Annotated in this window: 16 protein-coding genes; 7 read left to right on the top strand and 9 right to left on the bottom strand. The window is 50.9% G+C overall.

The window, feature by feature from the left end; genetic code table 11:
- Nucleotides 1-681 carry a plasmid replication initiator RepA gene (repA, locus tag RY075_RS23275; RefSeq protein WP_008455308.1) on the top strand — a complete coding sequence of 227 codons (681 nt, stop codon included), beginning with the start codon at nucleotides 1-3 and terminating at the stop codon, nucleotides 679-681.
- 885 nt (nucleotides 682-1,566) lie between these two features.
- Here the strand turns inward: repA and RY075_RS23280 are convergent.
- The gene (locus tag RY075_RS23280; RefSeq protein WP_095453881.1) at nucleotides 1,567-2,010 is read right to left on the bottom strand and encodes a hypothetical protein; all 444 of its coding nucleotides are present in this window, start codon (nucleotides 2,008-2,010) and stop codon (nucleotides 1,567-1,569) included.
- Nucleotides 2,011-2,281: 271 nt separating this feature from the next.
- On the opposite strand from RY075_RS23280, the gene RY075_RS23285 reads away from it, so the two are divergent.
- A complete protein-coding gene (locus RY075_RS23285) occupies nucleotides 2,282-2,782 on the top strand; it encodes a ProQ/FinO family protein (protein WP_095453880.1) in 501 nt (166 codons plus the stop codon).
- Between the two features lie 266 nt (nucleotides 2,783-3,048).
- A complete protein-coding gene (locus RY075_RS23290; RefSeq protein WP_113228071.1) occupies nucleotides 3,049-3,852 on the top strand; it encodes a DUF4225 domain-containing protein in 804 nt (267 codons plus the stop codon).
- Here RY075_RS23290 and RY075_RS23295 read toward each other — a convergent pair.
- The gene (locus RY075_RS23295) at nucleotides 3,827-4,156 is read right to left on the bottom strand and encodes a hypothetical protein (RefSeq protein WP_047361365.1); all 330 of its coding nucleotides are present in this window, start codon (nucleotides 4,154-4,156) and stop codon (nucleotides 3,827-3,829) included. The two genes, RY075_RS23290 and RY075_RS23295, sit on opposite strands and share 26 nt — an antisense overlap.
- Nucleotides 4,157-4,311: 155 nt before the next feature.
- Between RY075_RS23295 and RY075_RS23300 the strand changes: the two genes are divergently transcribed.
- A complete protein-coding gene (locus RY075_RS23300) occupies nucleotides 4,312-4,983 on the top strand; it encodes an SOS response-associated peptidase family protein (RefSeq protein WP_113228113.1) in 672 nt (223 codons plus the stop codon).
- Here RY075_RS23300 and RY075_RS23305 read toward each other — a convergent pair.
- From RY075_RS23305 to RY075_RS23325, 5 genes are read right to left on the bottom strand one after another with little or no spacing between them, the layout of a single operon-like run.
- A complete protein-coding gene (locus tag RY075_RS23305) occupies nucleotides 4,950-5,447 on the bottom strand; it encodes a thermonuclease family protein (protein ID WP_113228114.1) in 498 nt (165 codons plus the stop codon). The two genes, RY075_RS23300 and RY075_RS23305, sit on opposite strands and share 34 nt — an antisense overlap.
- On the bottom strand, nucleotides 5,444-6,136 hold the full coding sequence (locus RY075_RS23310) for a DUF6884 domain-containing protein (RefSeq protein ID WP_338628771.1): 693 nt from the start codon (nucleotides 6,134-6,136) through the stop codon (nucleotides 5,444-5,446). The genes RY075_RS23305 and RY075_RS23310 overlap by 4 nt, the downstream gene beginning before the upstream one ends.
- Before the next feature lie 49 nt (nucleotides 6,137-6,185).
- Complete coding sequence (locus tag RY075_RS23315) at nucleotides 6,186-6,491, bottom strand: hypothetical protein (RefSeq protein ID WP_113228116.1); 306 nt, start codon at nucleotides 6,489-6,491, stop codon at nucleotides 6,186-6,188.
- A complete protein-coding gene (locus tag RY075_RS23320; RefSeq protein WP_338628773.1) occupies nucleotides 6,488-7,453 on the bottom strand; it encodes a hypothetical protein in 966 nt (321 codons plus the stop codon). The genes RY075_RS23315 and RY075_RS23320 overlap by 4 nt, the downstream gene beginning before the upstream one ends.
- A complete protein-coding gene (locus RY075_RS23325; RefSeq protein ID WP_248092703.1) occupies nucleotides 7,450-7,683 on the bottom strand; it encodes a hypothetical protein in 234 nt (77 codons plus the stop codon). The genes RY075_RS23320 and RY075_RS23325 overlap by 4 nt, the downstream gene beginning before the upstream one ends.
- A gap of 269 nt (nucleotides 7,684-7,952) precedes the next feature.
- Here RY075_RS23325 and RY075_RS23330 point away from each other — a divergent pair, with 269 nt between their 5' ends.
- Complete coding sequence (locus RY075_RS23330) at nucleotides 7,953-9,458, top strand: RES family NAD+ phosphorylase (protein WP_047625043.1); 1,506 nt, start codon at nucleotides 7,953-7,955, stop codon at nucleotides 9,456-9,458.
- A gap of 191 nt (nucleotides 9,459-9,649) precedes the next feature.
- Here the strand turns inward: RY075_RS23330 and RY075_RS23335 are convergent, their stop codons facing one another.
- Nucleotides 9,650-10,000, bottom strand: coding sequence for a hypothetical protein (locus RY075_RS23335; protein ID WP_338628775.1), 351 nt, complete (start codon nucleotides 9,998-10,000; stop codon nucleotides 9,650-9,652).
- A 573-nt stretch (nucleotides 10,001-10,573) separates the two neighbouring features.
- Here RY075_RS23335 and RY075_RS23340 point away from each other — a divergent pair.
- Nucleotides 10,574-10,759 (top strand): hypothetical protein, encoded by a 186-nt coding sequence (locus tag RY075_RS23340; protein ID WP_248092708.1) that lies wholly within the window; start codon nucleotides 10,574-10,576, stop codon nucleotides 10,757-10,759.
- A 71-nt stretch (nucleotides 10,760-10,830) separates the two neighbouring features.
- Here the strand turns inward: RY075_RS23340 and RY075_RS23345 are convergent, their stop codons facing one another.
- A complete protein-coding gene (locus RY075_RS23345; RefSeq protein WP_338628777.1) occupies nucleotides 10,831-12,054 on the bottom strand; it encodes a hypothetical protein in 1,224 nt (407 codons plus the stop codon).
- A 381-nt stretch (nucleotides 12,055-12,435) separates the two neighbouring features.
- Here RY075_RS23345 and RY075_RS23350 point away from each other — a divergent pair, with 381 nt between their 5' ends.
- Nucleotides 12,436-15,561 (top strand): hypothetical protein, encoded by a 3,126-nt coding sequence (locus RY075_RS23350; protein WP_338628778.1) that lies wholly within the window; start codon nucleotides 12,436-12,438, stop codon nucleotides 15,559-15,561.
- Nucleotides 15,562-15,720 lie beyond the last annotated feature (159 nt).

Here is a 15,720-nt window from a genome sequence, read left to right on the forward strand (position 1 = left end):
ATGCGCACAAATGCTGGCCGTGAGCGCGATTTCCGACAGGAACGCCAGCATCTCCTCGATGCACTGGCCGTTCTGCTGGTCAGCGGTTGCGACATTGCCACGTTTAACGTCGCCCTCAACAGTTCACAGATATGCAAGGCATTAAGTCCAAAAGATTCCCGGGGTGAGGTAATACCTGGTGAAGAGGTCACGCCTTCCCGCATTTGCCGCGCACTCGATCTGTTAGAAAATTACGGCCTTATCGAGCCGTATATGCGTCGCCTGGACCCGTATACAAAAACATACCTCCCGCGTCATGTCACGTTAACAGAGCAGTTTTTCAAACTCCTCCAGGTCAATCTCGATCTGCTGTTCAAAGAGCGTGAAGAACGTCTGCGCGCGATGGCTGAGGGGATTCTTGCTCCTGGCGAAGTGATGTCCGTAAAAGCGGCCCGACAGCGCTTTTTTGACGAGAAAGTGGCGCAGGCCCTGAAGGTTCGCCGCGAACGAGCGATAGAACAGAAGCGTCTTTCCAGAATTGCGCGTTCTACCCGGCTCGATGACCGGCAGTTCCAGATTGCCGCCTGGCTGATCAACACGCGGCCGGAAGTCTCAGGTATGACTCCGGATGATTTCGAGTTGCTGGTCTACCATTATTTGCGTCAGATCAAGCTCAATTTTGACGCTGAGCCACCAGGCTAACTTAACGCTCACTCCACGTTTTTCCTCTACCGCCGCTGGCGGTTTTTGTGCTTCCCCGCGTTTAAAAACAGGCTAAAAAACCATCAATAAAGCCTTCCGTTACGACACGCATTACCGGCGAAAAACCCCCTGATGATGCAACCTAGTCATGTCCCTGTAGTTATGCACAAATATCCGCAAACATAGAGGACTTCTTACCGGCAATGACTGGAAGTGTTACCCGCAAGTTTTTCTTAATCTTCTGGTAGCCCTGGGCTCTTTCTTACCAACGAGCGCTTACGCGCCTTTGCCCTTTTTAAACATTCAATTAAAAAAGGATCTTATTCAGTCCCGCTTTCCTGTGGAAAATAGGGATAATGTCCGCCCCTGCAGCGGACTACGTCCACGCCGGTTCGGAAACAGCAAATGTACCTCCCGCCACTACGCGGCGGGCATCAGTCAGAAGTAAATAGTTACAACATCCAAAATATTTACGTAAAGACGTGAACCGTGCACACCTGAACCATCACAGCCCATCCCCACCACTGAAAAGCGAGGCCGCCCCGGCCCAAAGGGCCGGAACAACATCGCTTTTAATGATGGATGTTGTAACTAGTCATCTGCGTCGCTGGAGGTTATATCGCGAGAGGTTAAAAAGAAGTGCGCTCGTAAGCGCCTAACGGCGCTAACGCGGAGATACAGCCCGTCAGCGGGTAAACCCTTGACGTGCTCACTCCGACCGCTTACAGCAGCTTCTGCGTAGCTTTTAGCGGGTATGGCTTTGCAGGGTGAAGGGACAGATTGGCGGAATCTATCAAAACAGTAGCCGGCTGCGCCGGGTATCGGCGCCTCTGACTGTTGTTTATTATGAAACTCTTCCTGGCGCCTTACATGCGCTAACGCGCATCATAGAATCCGCTCCCCTTCCTGAAGATTTCGTACTTCCTCCATGAGGCAGGTAATAAACAGGTAACTGTCGATTGCCAGCTTGCGTGCGCATTCTATATTCTGAATCAACCTGAAGGTCACCAGCTGGCGACACTTTGAGAGTTCCAGGGTAGGAGGGGTCGGCCCGCGCCAGTCATGCTGGTTTATCATTTTTTTCAGCTGCTTTTCTGCGTATGCGGTTATACATGGCCCGAACAGTGGGTGGCAAACGACTTCATGATTTTTATGTTCAAGATGTTCCCAGGAACATACGACATCAAATCTTCTGTAACTTACTGAACGCCATATGGTAATGCTGGGCACATTATTGCTGCGACAATAGAAGTTATAATCATCAATGTCTTCTTTGAGCAACGTGGTCACTTCCAGATAGTACCGAGTTTCGTGATTCAGGAGCGTCATTTTCCGGTTCTTATGTTGGCTGATGCACAGGATTTTTGCCGCCGTTTCCGGCACTGCGCAAAAGAATATTCCTAATATTGTAAACCCTCGAGCAACCTTTTAAGTAGCTGATATTGCTAATAAAATGTGAGCATGTTTTTGCTTGATTTTCAGCCTTGGGCATAGTTAACCCTTTGAAAATAGACTATAATTTGAGTAGTTGTTGTCTTTTAACCGGTACTTAATCCTTCTGTACTTGCCCGTGCAGAATGATCCCAGCAGAGGTAAAGCCATGGCCGATACCACCATTATCATTAAAAAACGTCGGCGCATTATTATTGAGCCGAAAGAGCTTAAGGTTAAAGCTCCGGCCGAACCTGTTGAGGTAGGGAAAGTGGACGTTCAAAAACTACATTGTCCCCCAGGAATGCGCGAGGATATTCCGGCAAAATTGCGCGGCAGCGCAAGGCGGAATTACAAGAAAAATACCAGGACCCAGGAAAGGCTCAGCCAGTTCTGGCCATTGTTGTTTTCTGAATACAAGCCGCTGGCCCTCAAGATATCTGAAGCAATGGTGAATGATGCCAGAGAGCGTGATTTGCCAATCTCTGAGGTGCAGATTAAGCAATATCTGGTCAGATATACCCAGAGTGCGCGCTATGTCATGTCGGTTGTGGAAGGAACTCACCGTTTTAACCTTAATGGTGAGCCGGTGGATCTTATCAGCGATGAACACAGGGAACGCGCCAGGGAAAAGATACTAAAGCTGAGAAAAGCAATGAACTCGAAGTAACATTTCGCTCTAGTTTATGGCCGCTTAGCTCGAGTTTCTTCCCCTGCCCTGACGTATTTCATTAAGTTCTGGTAAAGTTTAAATCTGTGCAGAAACATGGATATGCCGAATGAACAGCTGATGAATGGCTGGTAACTAACCGTAGCGGTCTGGTTTACAGTGAGGTTCTCGGGTGGATTGATTTCGGTAACGCCAGAGGGGAAGACATATTACTACTTCTGGTCGATAAATGTTATTTCGTCCTGACGACAGATAAGGAATGTGTAATGGATATCGCGCTTTTTCCCGGGCAGAGCCGGCGTCAGTGGGCTGATACAATGATCAATCTGGAAGCCCGTAAGCTTGTGAATACCGCAAATACCGTCGCGGCCACGCACCTCAGTGATTCACTGACCCGTCTGAAATTCGTGGATGAAATAAGACATGTTGTCATGCAACAGTTTGACGCGGCGAGAAGAGCAAGGAGCGATGAAGAATGCATTGCCTGCCTGAAGAACCTCAGGGCTGAGAATGAGTTCCTGCTTGAACAGTCGCGCATGCTGAAAACCGGTTATGCCCGGATCTACGCTGAAATTCAGTATGTAACAGAGAAGAATAAAATTGTCGGATACTTCATATCCGGGATTAAGGTCGTTCTCGCCGGCGTTCAGGCTGTGTTTGGCGGTGTGATGATCGCAACGATGACGCCTGCTGGTATGCTTGCCGGTGCCGTTCTGGTCGGTGATGCCCTTAATACGGTATCACGGGAGGCTGCCCGTCAGTTCCTGAATGAACCTGCTTCAGAGGGGATCCTTGCGGACGGTGCCATGTCCGTAGCGGAGTTTATGGGCTTCAGCCGCGATGTCGGCCTGGGGATCTTTAATGCAACCACGCTTGCAGCCAGCGTTTATGGTGTGTTTGGTCTGACCGGGAAAGCTGAGGCCTGGCGTCTTTTCCGTTATCTTCCCGGAGACTATTACCGCAAGGTGGAAACCATGTCTCCGGGCAAACTGACGATGAAGGTTCTGGGATGGGGGGTCAGTGCAAAGGTGGTACTGGAACTCCTTACCCGTGATGACCGGAATCGCTGATATGTGATCTCATCAGCTTCCATGATTTATAGCCAAGCCTGACCGGCATCACCAGAAGCAGCACAATCAGCAGAAAGACGACGGCAACCACGCAGGAGATAAGATGGCTGGCGCTGCCAAAGAACGCGGTGAGCAGGGTGATGATGGCCATCCCGCCGGTGATCCAGGCTACCGACAGGAAATAGCCGGCCAGATCCTTCAGAACCTTTTCCTGCGAGTCCCCCGTCGCCTGGTGACGTTTGATTCGCTCGATATCCTTACTGGTGAATCCTGCCGCGATAAGTTCCTGGTTTTTCACTGTCATTCACGTCTCCTTTAACCTGATAAAAAGAATACACTATTTAGACGTCCCGTACCTTCCTGCTTTTGCCCCCCTGTCCGGATCGTTGTGCCGTTGCCGTTAAACAATCCATGCATCCCATTTTTCCTATACTTACCCTTTAACGGCAGGAAACGCTTATGTGTGGACGTTTTTCTCAGTCACAGACCCGCGCCGAATACCTGGCTTATCTGGCCGGTGAGGTTGATGCCAGGTTTTCTGCAGTACCGGAGCCTGTCGGACGCTACAACGTGGCGCCGGGGACCCGGGTGCTGTTGCTCAGTGAAAGCAATGACCAGCTGCAGCTCGATCCTGTTCTGTGGGGATATTCTCCGCCGTGGTGGCACAAAGCGCCCCTGATTAATGCCCGTGCTGAAACAGCAGCTGAGGGACGTATGTTTCGTCCGCTGTGGGAACGCGGCCGCGCCGTAGTGTTTGCTGACGGGTGGTACGAGTGGGTGCGCCAGGGGAACAAAAAACAGCCGTATTTTATTTACCGCAGGGACGGTCAGCCCGTGTTCATGGCTGCCATTGGTGCGCGGCCTTTTGGGCTGAGGGATGACGGGGAAGGGTTTGTCATTGTCACGGCAGCTGCGGACAAAGGGCTTCTCGATATCCACGATCGTCGTCCTCTGGTGCTGATGCCGGATGCCGCCCGGGACTGGCTGCGCGAAAGTCTCAGTGGTGACGAGGCGGGCATGACAGCCAGACAGGGGGCGGTGCCTGCTGAGGCATTCACCTGGCATCCGGTTTCCCCGGCGGTCGGCAACGTGCGGAATCAGGGGGCGTCGCTGACAGAACCTCTCTCCTGATGATGGCTCCGCCAGCGCCAGGGTTCTGTCTGACCCGGAACTGACCAGAGCCCGATACCCTGACGGCGGGCTTCGGCTTCCAGCTGAGCGTAGTCAGTCCGGGCCGGTTTTTCGTGGTACCGGTATACCCAGGCCAGCCCTTTGCGGATCTGCGCGGCATTCACATCCGTCGCGCCAAGCCACACGGTGCCCAGCCGCCGCCCGTAGCGATCCGTTTCTTCACCCGTGATGGTTACGTTACGCTGCGCCACCATTGATGTGAGTTCCTGCCTGGAGCGCTGGCCAAAGGGCTGGTTCTTTTCCGGCGCATCGATGCCGGCAAGACGAACGCGCGTCAGGCGGTTCCCCGTATCAAGAACCTCAACGGTATCCCCGTCCAGCACGCGAACGATCCGGCCGCTGATATCTGCGCTGGCCGGGAAGGTCACCACGAGCAGGAGCATGGCACTGAGCTGCCGGATCATTCATATACCTCACCTGCTGTACTGCTGTTCAGTTTTTCATAACCAATGAACTGCAGGGCGTAACTGACATTCAGTCCGGTCATGTTGGTATTCAGCTCTTTCATCATGTCTGCGTTCGTATACCGGACACTGTCTTTCAGGCTGCCCAGGTAGCCTTTGGAGGTGACAACATGCAGCTGTTCAGGCGTACGTAACGCGTCCCTTCCTGCAAGCAGGTCTGCTTCAACGACGCGCAGGTACACCGGAGAGGCGGCCACCACAAACCGATCATGAGGCCTCGCCTGCATCAGCGCCCTCAGGGAAGTACACCGTCGTTCCGAAGGTGGACGCGTTGTCAGTCGTTCCCAGTGAGTGCGATGGCAGAATGGCATGGTGGAAAACGTTGCCTCATACGGGACCACAGGATCAGAGGCATGCAGTAGCCCCAGACCCGCTGAAATCACCCACATCTCAGCACCGTTTCGCGCCGCAGCTGCAGCTGCCCTTTTCCAGTGCTGGCCAGTATACAGTTCGCCAGCAGTCATTTGATTCAATGCGCTCCTAGCCTTTGTCAGTCTTTCCAGCCAGATCCCGTAAGCTCTATCCACGTCACGTTCATCCGGAAAAATCGCATCACCTGCAGCCACGGTTTTGCGGCGAGTACAGGTCACAATCAGATGGATATTGCATGAGGGAGAGATGTTACTCATGATCCTGATCCCTCACCCGGACCTGTGGCCAGAGGCTGGTTGCTCCGGCTCATTCCGAATACTTCCGGGCCCGGTCCAGACATATTTCTTTCCATCCTAATTCCTGCTTTAGCCTGGATGCCTTGAATGCTATAAGCTCACGGATATGGAGTTCGCTCGTTACGCGGGGGTTATCCTTCCTGAATTCCTCAAGTACCGCCGGGCCGGCAGTTGCCAGCCGTTCATATTCATTGCGAAGGTCCCGTGCTTCATCTTCTAAGCGGTCAAGCTCTGCCCGCGAGTAAATCACCCTGAGTGCCGGCAGATGCTTTATTAATGGCACTTTACGCAGAACGCGTTTTATTTCTGGCGTCATTCTGTTTCCTCATTGATATCACTTTTCCGAAGGGATCTCGCGAACTCTTCTTCACTCATCTGCGGCCAGCGGATGCGGTGCAGCTGCATCTCCTGCACCTGATCGCCGGTGAACCCCGCGCGTGCCAGCAGGTCAGTCAGTGCGGCCTCCGTGTCTTTTTCATAGCCGGCAGCCGTGAGCGGGTCTGCGTCGCGCAGAACGTGCAGCAGGCGCGCCGGTGCACGCAGCGCCCGGAGGGCCGCTTCAGGACTGACCACAGCCTGTCGAATATCCTCAGTCAGACCGGTGATCCCCAGCGCCTGCAACGCGGCGTCCAGCTGGCGGTACCAGGTGCCGGTCAGGTCCGCCGGCGCGGTACCGTCCGGTATACCCGCCTCCGGCGTGGTGCTTTCATTAACCTGTATCCGGACCGCAATCCCCGCATCGTGGCAGGCCTGCAGCCAGGCGGCGACCTGCAGGGGATCACCTTCCAGGCGCGTAACCTGCCCGGCCGCGCTCCACAGTTGCAGGCAGGTGGTACCGTCAAGACGGATAACGTAGTCGCCCCGGCACGCCAGGTGCCAGCGACCGTCGAGCTCCACCGGGCGGTCATCAGTTTCCTCTGCCTGGCTGCGCGGGAACAGGGGCAGAACCCGGACCGCCGTTGCTCGCTGCTCCGCCAGGACGCGAGCCTGTTCGTCAGCGAGAAGCGGGGCGGCCACCGTACGGCCAGCGTCCGTCAGCTCAACGGCCAGCTGCATGTTCGGGGCGCGCAAGGTGCGCAGCCAGCCCGCGGCTTCCATGCGCCGGCAGGAGGCGCGGAGATTCGGCCCGTACACCGGGGCCGAACCTCCCTGCTCCAGCACCCGCTCAATATCTCTTGTCGCCACCGGTCCCGGACGTTTCGCACCGAGGGCGGCCAGCACAATCAGTACCCGCCGCTGCAGCGGGGACGGGCGGCGGCCTTTTACCGTGTCAGTCATGCCTTCATTCCGTTTGCGAATTCCTGAAGAAGCCGGATGTCATCCTGTACCTGTCTGATGTCGGATGCGCCTTCAGTAGCAAGTTCAGACCACAGAAGTATGACCGCCTCAACGCATGCCAGCTTTGTATCTGCAGTCTGCCCCCTGCGTTCTTTGATAACTTTAATCACCTCTGCCGTTCTTGCTGTCAGTTGATGGTAGCTGAGTGAAAACGTTATTTCTTTATCCATCCTGCACGCTCAGTATGATAATGTCCGGTTAAGTTGATAATCATATTTAGTTTGATTTACACATAAATTGATAAATATCATATCAGATATGATTATGTTATTAACGAAAAATATCATACCTAGTATGATTTTTAGCATGTAGCTTAATTGTCATATTCTTTTCCGGTTTCCCGCCGCGCAGATCCGGAAATTGTCTAATTCTGAAATGTCAGTCAGGTTACGTCTGATACACTTCCTGAGCAGAGTAATACCTCGGAGATAGCCCTTTTATGAATGCAGAAAAGTCAGATGAGAGTTGGGTTTGTGCTGGTTGTATTGCCGAAGAATTTTTACGCCACAGGATTCAGAAGGAAGGAACTTTAGAGACCTGTCATTACTGCGCGGAAGTCCAGCCCTGTTTCTCCCTGGAGGAGGTATGTGACCTGACAGAAACAGCCATTGAAGCTCATTTTTACCGGACCCCCACTGAACCGAACGATATGGAATATGCCAGTCTTCGTCATATTGACGGTTATGAGTGGTTCCGTGAGGGGGAGGAAATCGTGCAGCTCATTGAGGATTTACTCCAGACAAGTCGTGAGCTTGCTGACGATATTCAGCAGTTGCTCGAATACAGGCATTCTGATTTTGATTCCGATGTGATGGGACTGGAGACCGAGTTTGCCCGGGAGTCCTGTTATGCTGAACGCAGTCAGATCAGCACTGGCCGTCTCGATTCCATGTGGATAAATTTTGTTACCTCACTGAAAACTGAATCACGTTTCATCAATAATGCCGTGAGCGCCACCCTGGACGGCATATTCCGGGGGGTAGAGACAATGCGCGCCCGTGGAAAAAAGCCTGTGATTATTCACGCCGGCCCGGGTACCGCTATCCCGTCACTGTACCGTGCCCGGTGGTGCCGTAATCATCATGAGATGGAACAGATACTTGTGACACCGGACAAAGAGTTAGGGCCGCCGCCGCATCAGATCAGCGGTGCCAACCGTATGAGCGCCAGAGGAATTTCGGTCTTCTATGGCGCCAGTTCAGTCGATACGGCTATTTCAGAGATACGTCCACCGGTAGGCTGCAACGTGGTGTGCGCTAAGTTTAACGTTATCCGACCGCTCCGTCTTCTGAACCTGCCTGCACTTGAAAGTGTTCTGGAGAGTGGAAGCCTGCTCGACCCGGACTACATAAAAAGACGTGAGCAGGCCGCGTTCCTGTCCACACTTATCAGCAGGATTGTCGCTCCGGTTCTGCCCGGTGAAGAAGACTTCAGCTATATCCCGACACAGGTCATAGCTGAATACCTGGCGGATCCTTCCCGGTTTAATCTTGACGGTATCCTTTATCCCTCCGTGCAGCTGCCGGGGGCGGATCTGGAGGAACGGTATAACGTTGTGTTGTTCCATAAGTCCTCCCGTGTTGCCTTTATGACTCTGCCGGCAAAGGAAGACTGCATAATCAGATATGGCCATCAGTATGCCGAAGATGAATGGGAGCCAGATATCTGTGTTACAGAGGTTATTTCGACTCAGGAAACCCTTTCTCCGCGGGCAGACAGGCATGATCTTTCCGGCCTATCGCTTCAGGACGATCGCCGGGCACCATCCCTGGAGATAGATCTCGGTTCGGTCAGCGTTCACGGTATACGGGCTGCCCGGTTTGAATACTCCACTGATGCCGTCAGGCGTAGCGCATACCACTATACCCCGCAGATTAAAGAACCTTCAGGCTCCGTATCTCCGCCATGGGAAACCGCCTCTGGTCTGGAGAACGATCCGTTCTAGCACGGAATTTCATTTCTTTCCCGCCCCGCCACGATGTACATTACGGAGCGGCCCCGTGATATCACCGATTTATCTTTCGCCGGAAGGCAGACGTGACAAAACGGCGGTGCTCCGCAGAAGCACCGCGCGTTCAGCCCCGGTCAGGTGGTTGATTTCTGTCCGGGGTAGCTGTTAAACTGTGGATCTCTCGCTCAGAGAACCTTTCGGCTGATAGCGTCAACTATCCAGCCGAAGACATAGTTAACAGCGTTGGAACCGACACCGGTTATGGTCATCGCAATAAAAGGTGAAGCTGCTAACTTCGCCACTATTATTGCCTTGACCCACGGAGCGAAGGCGAAAGCCATAGCCACCACAAATGCGATGTTGATTGCCGCCAGTAAGCCGCAAAGCACCATTTGCTGGTAGTTACGAGCCTTGCCACAGGTGTAGGCTTTCTTCAGTAATCCGCCTGTACGCCCGTAAATGATGTCGTAAATAATACTGCCAATGCTATAAATAGGGTGGGTTTGTGCCACCACGTCCATAATGTTTGAATCCATAAAGATTTATCCTTATATAAAAAGTTTGATTTCCTGAAAAATTGCGCATCGCAATCTCCTGGTTCGATGATGAAAATAGGGTGCCCTGCTTTCCACCCGTAGTGGCCGCATAAGTCTTACCCTGTATGTACTACTCTGGTTTTACTGCCGTCTAAGTTGTGTTCATGCGTTACCTCCTTATCTCTCTATTTTACGTTCAGCATTCTGTTTTCCCGGCAAAAAGGCGCAAAAATCCCTCACCGGAATGACGCACTATCTGATGCGGATTCAGTGTAAGGATGGCTAAGTTTTTTTATACCTGGACGTGACCAGAGCGGGTCACAGTAGAAATGTTATACCCGATGCGGTGAAAAGTCAAAAAAATCGCTCTCTTGAATTTTACTATAATTAGCACGTCAAGGTCATTAGCAAAAAGTGCTATTTTGTTTTATCCATCATCGCCCGGATAGGAGAGCAGCCCGGATAACGCATTTTCTGAGCCTGCCCCATGTTTGAGGAATAAAAATAGCCGGGAGGCTGTCGTGTCGTGACCCCACAATCAGGGCTGTGACTCAGCGAAAGAGGTACAGAAACATGAATCAGAAACGTCAGACAGTACAGACCCGCTGGCTGGACACCCGGCAACCAGCGCAGCGCACCGGCAATGAGGCGGTGATCTTCTCGGACGAATGCTGGGCTGGCGGTTTGCGTCTGGCCACCAGTCCGGCCGTTCACTATGAACTTGTCATGGCCGCCATACGCAGGACGCTGATTAACTGAAGGGGTACAAAAAAGGCCCCTGCTGGGGCCTTATGCATTGTCCGGGCGTGCCAGTTCAGAAGGCCTGGATCTTAGCTGTAGCGAAAATCACTGCTGAGCAGAGTGGCTTCTGCTGTTGTCAGCCACGGCGCAGTCATTTCTGCGAATCGCACCGGGTCATCAATGGTACCGAAGCTGCCAAATTCCGCACGGATTTGCGCAAGAAGATCATGCGGCAGTTTTCTGGCCGCCTCCCAGGCGTGATGGTAAGGACTGTCCATACCGACCGGGCTTTCCACAAACGCCCGGCTGACATATGGCAGGTATTTCGCCAGCATTTCTTCGGCATAGCGGACTGCCATGCCCTCATCAAGGGCACTGGTTCTGAGCATGCCGTCCGGGGCGATCTTCGGATTGAGCAGATGGACAGCCTCGTGGCTGACCTGATAAAAAAACTGCTCCCAGCTGTCGTAACGCCAGCCGATACAGACCCCATAGTCATAGCTCCGGGCGATAGGTTGTGATTCATGAAAAGTGATGATCTGGGAATTCATTACGCCTTGCTCCTCACGCTGACGGTTATAGAACGGCGTGATGTAGGTTCTGTCCGGGTTTGCCCTCTCTCCGTAGCGTGTCTCCAGGTCCCTGAGCATGAAAAACAGAACGAAAGTACGCAGATTATTACAGTCTTCATTCCACTCACGGGGGGAAAGCACAAGCGTTTCCGGTGCTCGACTCAGAATCTGCTGGGTCTGTTGCTTTAGCTCAGGAGAAAGCTCCCCCGCGTCCTCACAGAGCTGCTCCAGCATTTTCAGAAAACGATAGTTGAGGTTTGCTGCCCCGATGGCCTCGCGGATCTGTCGCAGATATCTGGCAAAGGTCCCGTCCTTCAGGCTGTCGATGATCTTCTCGTGCCAGCCGGGGTTTTCTTCTGCCCATTTCATCACGGCCTGGCTGCTGGCATACCGGCAGAGATAGTTGCTCGCCTTTGCCGGCACTGATTTAAGCACATAGTCCACGCTGGTCGGGTACACGCGGGTATAAATGGCGACGGCCGGGGCAACTTCAGACGTCAGACCATTCTCCAGTAGTTTGGTGATAAAGGTGCTGAAGGCACCATGGGGGGTAATGAAGTCCGGCGATCCTTTCAGCAGCAGGGCATGCTCCAGAGCTTCACGAACCTGAGGCGAAAAGGCCTGCATTTCATCAGCCCCTGAGAGTTCTGTTTTGACGAAACGGGCCAGTTGTTTTTCGATCAGGGCGTCCAGCTCGCGCTGGTCCTGCTCTGTTCTTACCGTGACACGCTTTTCTGTCATCCCAGCGTTCTTGGAGAAAGTGCGCTTCCGCCTGGCTCGTTCGACGGCTGATTTAATGCTCATAGGAAATACCTCTTTGACGTAGTTTTAAAAAAAATAAACAAACCGTTCGCGTTCGGTTTGTTTCAAATTTATATATCCATTCAAATTTAAGCAATGCTCTTTTGGTTAAATTTTTCATATTCATTTTTGGAATGGATGGTGCATTTCTATATGCGTAAATGAATATGCCTCTTTTCCTTCACCGGAGATCCGAAAACTCCCGGTTCCGGATCTAAACTCTGGACTGACCGGAAGAATGCAAGATTGTGATTTTTACAGAACTACTCTGCTCACAGGACGTATGATGAAGAGGTTGACCACCCACATATCAGGAACGCTATGTCTGGCATACTGCTTAATCGCCTCACTACTAAAGTGAGAGCACAACTCAAACGCACCCTCAAAGGAAATAAGACATATAAGAAGCATCGCTGGAACCTTGTTGAAAGGGCGCAGATTTACTGCTCCACGCATTATCTGAAGGCCATGTTTTTGCTCTGGGCTATGGCAGGCAGTACTGTCCTCATAGCGATAGGCTTTCGTGCTGAATTTAGTAGCTTTGCGGCCAATTACCTGAAAAACGTCACTAAACTTCCTGAATGGATGTCAAACCTGCTGGGCGCCCAGCTGACGATAATCGGGATTGTGTTCCCGCTTGTTGTCGGACTGATCAGCGTGCTCTTTCAGAAAAAATCCTCGCGAATCCACATTCAGACCGCCTATCAGTTGCATTCGGGTTATATGTTTGCGGGACTTAGTGGGCTATCACTTGCTGCTTTTATACTGATAAGTGGGTTATTTTTATCTGCCGGTGACAAATATCTTGATACGGCGTTTGCGGTTACGGCCTTAATCTGGATGCTTTTCAATATTGTACTTTCGATATGGTTCTTTATTACCAGCCTTAACATTCTGGATGAAAAGAAACGCGATCACCTCATGCTGAAGTATTTTCAGTCCCAGATTGTAGAAAACCATATTCTGCGTTCCCTTAAATACTCATGGATACAGTATCCTGGTTCACACATAGGTAAGGATTATATAAAGGGAATAACCATTCTTCCCTACTCTGTCTCAAGCGAAGAAAGTATGGGCTCGGTTAAATTCCATATTGAGGATCATATCGAAATCAGCGATGTGTATCTTGGACCACTAAATTTTCTTTTACACCTGCTGAAACCTGTGCAGGATAAGAATGGCTCGATTGTTATTCTGCCGTCCCTGGCAAAAAGGGATAACAAAATAACACTACTTTCCTCAACAGACGTGATTATCCCTGGGTGGTGGCCGTTCTTTTTCAGACAATGTTTTATAAAAGGTCCGAAAATAAACTGGAAAGAGTACAGACACATTACCCGTGATTTTTATGGTGAGGTTTATGATGCTCTGGAAGACAAAAATATAAGTACCTTTATCATCGCAACAGACCGGCTGATTGATACATACACAACATTGAAAAAAAGCTTCCGGTATGCTGATGGAAACTATATTGATGAATGTCATGGTTCAGGTATGTCACTTACATTCAGCCAGTCATTCTATCATGATTTTTACAGTTTCAGTAACGAGGTGGTAAAGTCACTGGAAACAACGGGGGAATATTTCCGTAAAATTATTGATGTACCATTCTCTGTATATCGTGATTCAGACAGCCGTGAAATCGTCGATTTTCAGCAGTGTATGGAATCTCTTTTCTACGTATGGTACGTGTTGAACAACTGGAAAAGAGGGTATGCAGAAACTCTGTCGGTCAGTCAGGAGCAGCGTCACAGGGAAGTTGTCAAAGATTTTATAGGTGAATGGGAAAGCTGGTACATGTGGCGACGTATTAAGGGCCGTGGCGAGAACCGGTTTGATGATGACTCGGCCGAACTGCTTTATCATCTTTATGAGACAGCGCGGATAGTCATGGCGGCTGTGATGTCAGACGACCGCTATGCCTCAGATCACAGTACGGATATGCTTTTACTCTGGTTCAGCCGGAATCGGTTTGAACAGCACTTTGAACAATACCGCTGGCACAGCTTTTTCCTGACGCCGTCGTATCTTACACAGGCCTCTGACAAACCGGCCTGGCAGGCCATCCTCAGAGGAAATGCATATTCAGAAAAAGCTGCACAGGCAATCATTTTTTTCAATGCACTGACAGATATTCGACTGCTCACTGCCGGATATATTCTTTCGCATGTTCAGCAGAAAAAAAATGTACGTCTGAACAATGTTATAACACGACTACTTACTTCTCAACCTGTCTATCCGACAGGTGCGCATGATCTTATGACGACGTCGTTAACTTCTTCGGCTGATATTATTGACATTATTATCAGGCTGGAATGTCGTCCGTGCGACAGTGAGGATTCCTGGTACAAGACGATGTCTGATCTCGTAAAGGCGTTTTCATCATTTAATGAAACTGAGATCATATCAGGACGTATCTATATGGGAACCTATGAAGATGTCAGGAATATTTACGCCAGTTATGCAGATATCGCTTTTTATCTTTCCGCTAAGTTCCTGCCTGTCACCCAGCGTGTAAGGATGGCACTGAACGACAACCTGTTTACTTATCATCAGAAGGAGCAGATTATTTATCAACTCCAGGGTTTTAAACGCCGTGAAGACAGTCCCTCGGATGGATATTTAATGTCTGATAAAGCCTTTAAAGAGAAGATTGTTTGTTTCAATGAAACCCTCGATGCCTATATTCAGGCTTTCAGCCGGAGCATGCATTCAGAGCTTCTTAACGCTGAGATTGATACTGAGCTGCTGAAAAATACCGATCTTACTCTTACCCGTGAACTACCCTTAATGCTTGCCCGGGATGCACTGCTTTCACGATTTTCTTACAGTACATCAAACAGCGGGGAGATAGCGTGGACAGCCAGGTCAGTTAACGGAGGCATGTCCAAAAATATCTTAGCCCGTGGGATCAGGAGCACTAATTCGGTAATACTGACACCTGTTTCTGCCATTAAACAGAATCTGCTTGGTGATGTTTACCATGGACTGAGTCAGCTGCAGCCCCTCCGGACAATCAACGTCCGCGACGAATATGAACTGCTGAAGCATTTAAGGGAGATGACTGCCGACAACGAAGACTATACGCTGATTTTCTTCGGAACCCATCTGGGAAGCGAGCTACGTGAGATGAGCTACCACGCAGAAAGGTTTGCGGAACTGGGGATCATACTGGATATGAAGAGTGATCTCGATGGCCTTATGCCAGTCAGGATCAATAACTGTGGAATCTATCAGGTATGGGATAATGATGGAGGATTTTACTCCCTGCTTGTCCGGAACAATGTCTTTGGATCCCTTCACATGCTGAGCGATCCCGACGGACAGCCTTTCAGTACTTCGTGGCATGCAAGTGATGAAGACCCTCTGTCGGGCTGGGTGACTACCAGCTGGAAACAGGAACTCGGGATTAGTGGTTCCGTCGTGGCAAGATTTAATCACTCCTGACCAGTCTGGCTGAACGGCGCGAGAATGCCGTTCAGCTATTATTGTTGCTGTAAAGTTAATTATTATCCGCTAATTTTACTATTTAAACAAATATCTGATTTTTGCAACAATCATCTCTCATTAGTGCATTATCGGCATAAATCCTTCTGCATTCCTCCT

Source organism: Enterobacter sp. JJBC, from assembly GCF_036936505.1.
Classification (GTDB): domain Bacteria; phylum Pseudomonadota; class Gammaproteobacteria; order Enterobacterales; family Enterobacteriaceae; genus Enterobacter; species Enterobacter hormaechei_C.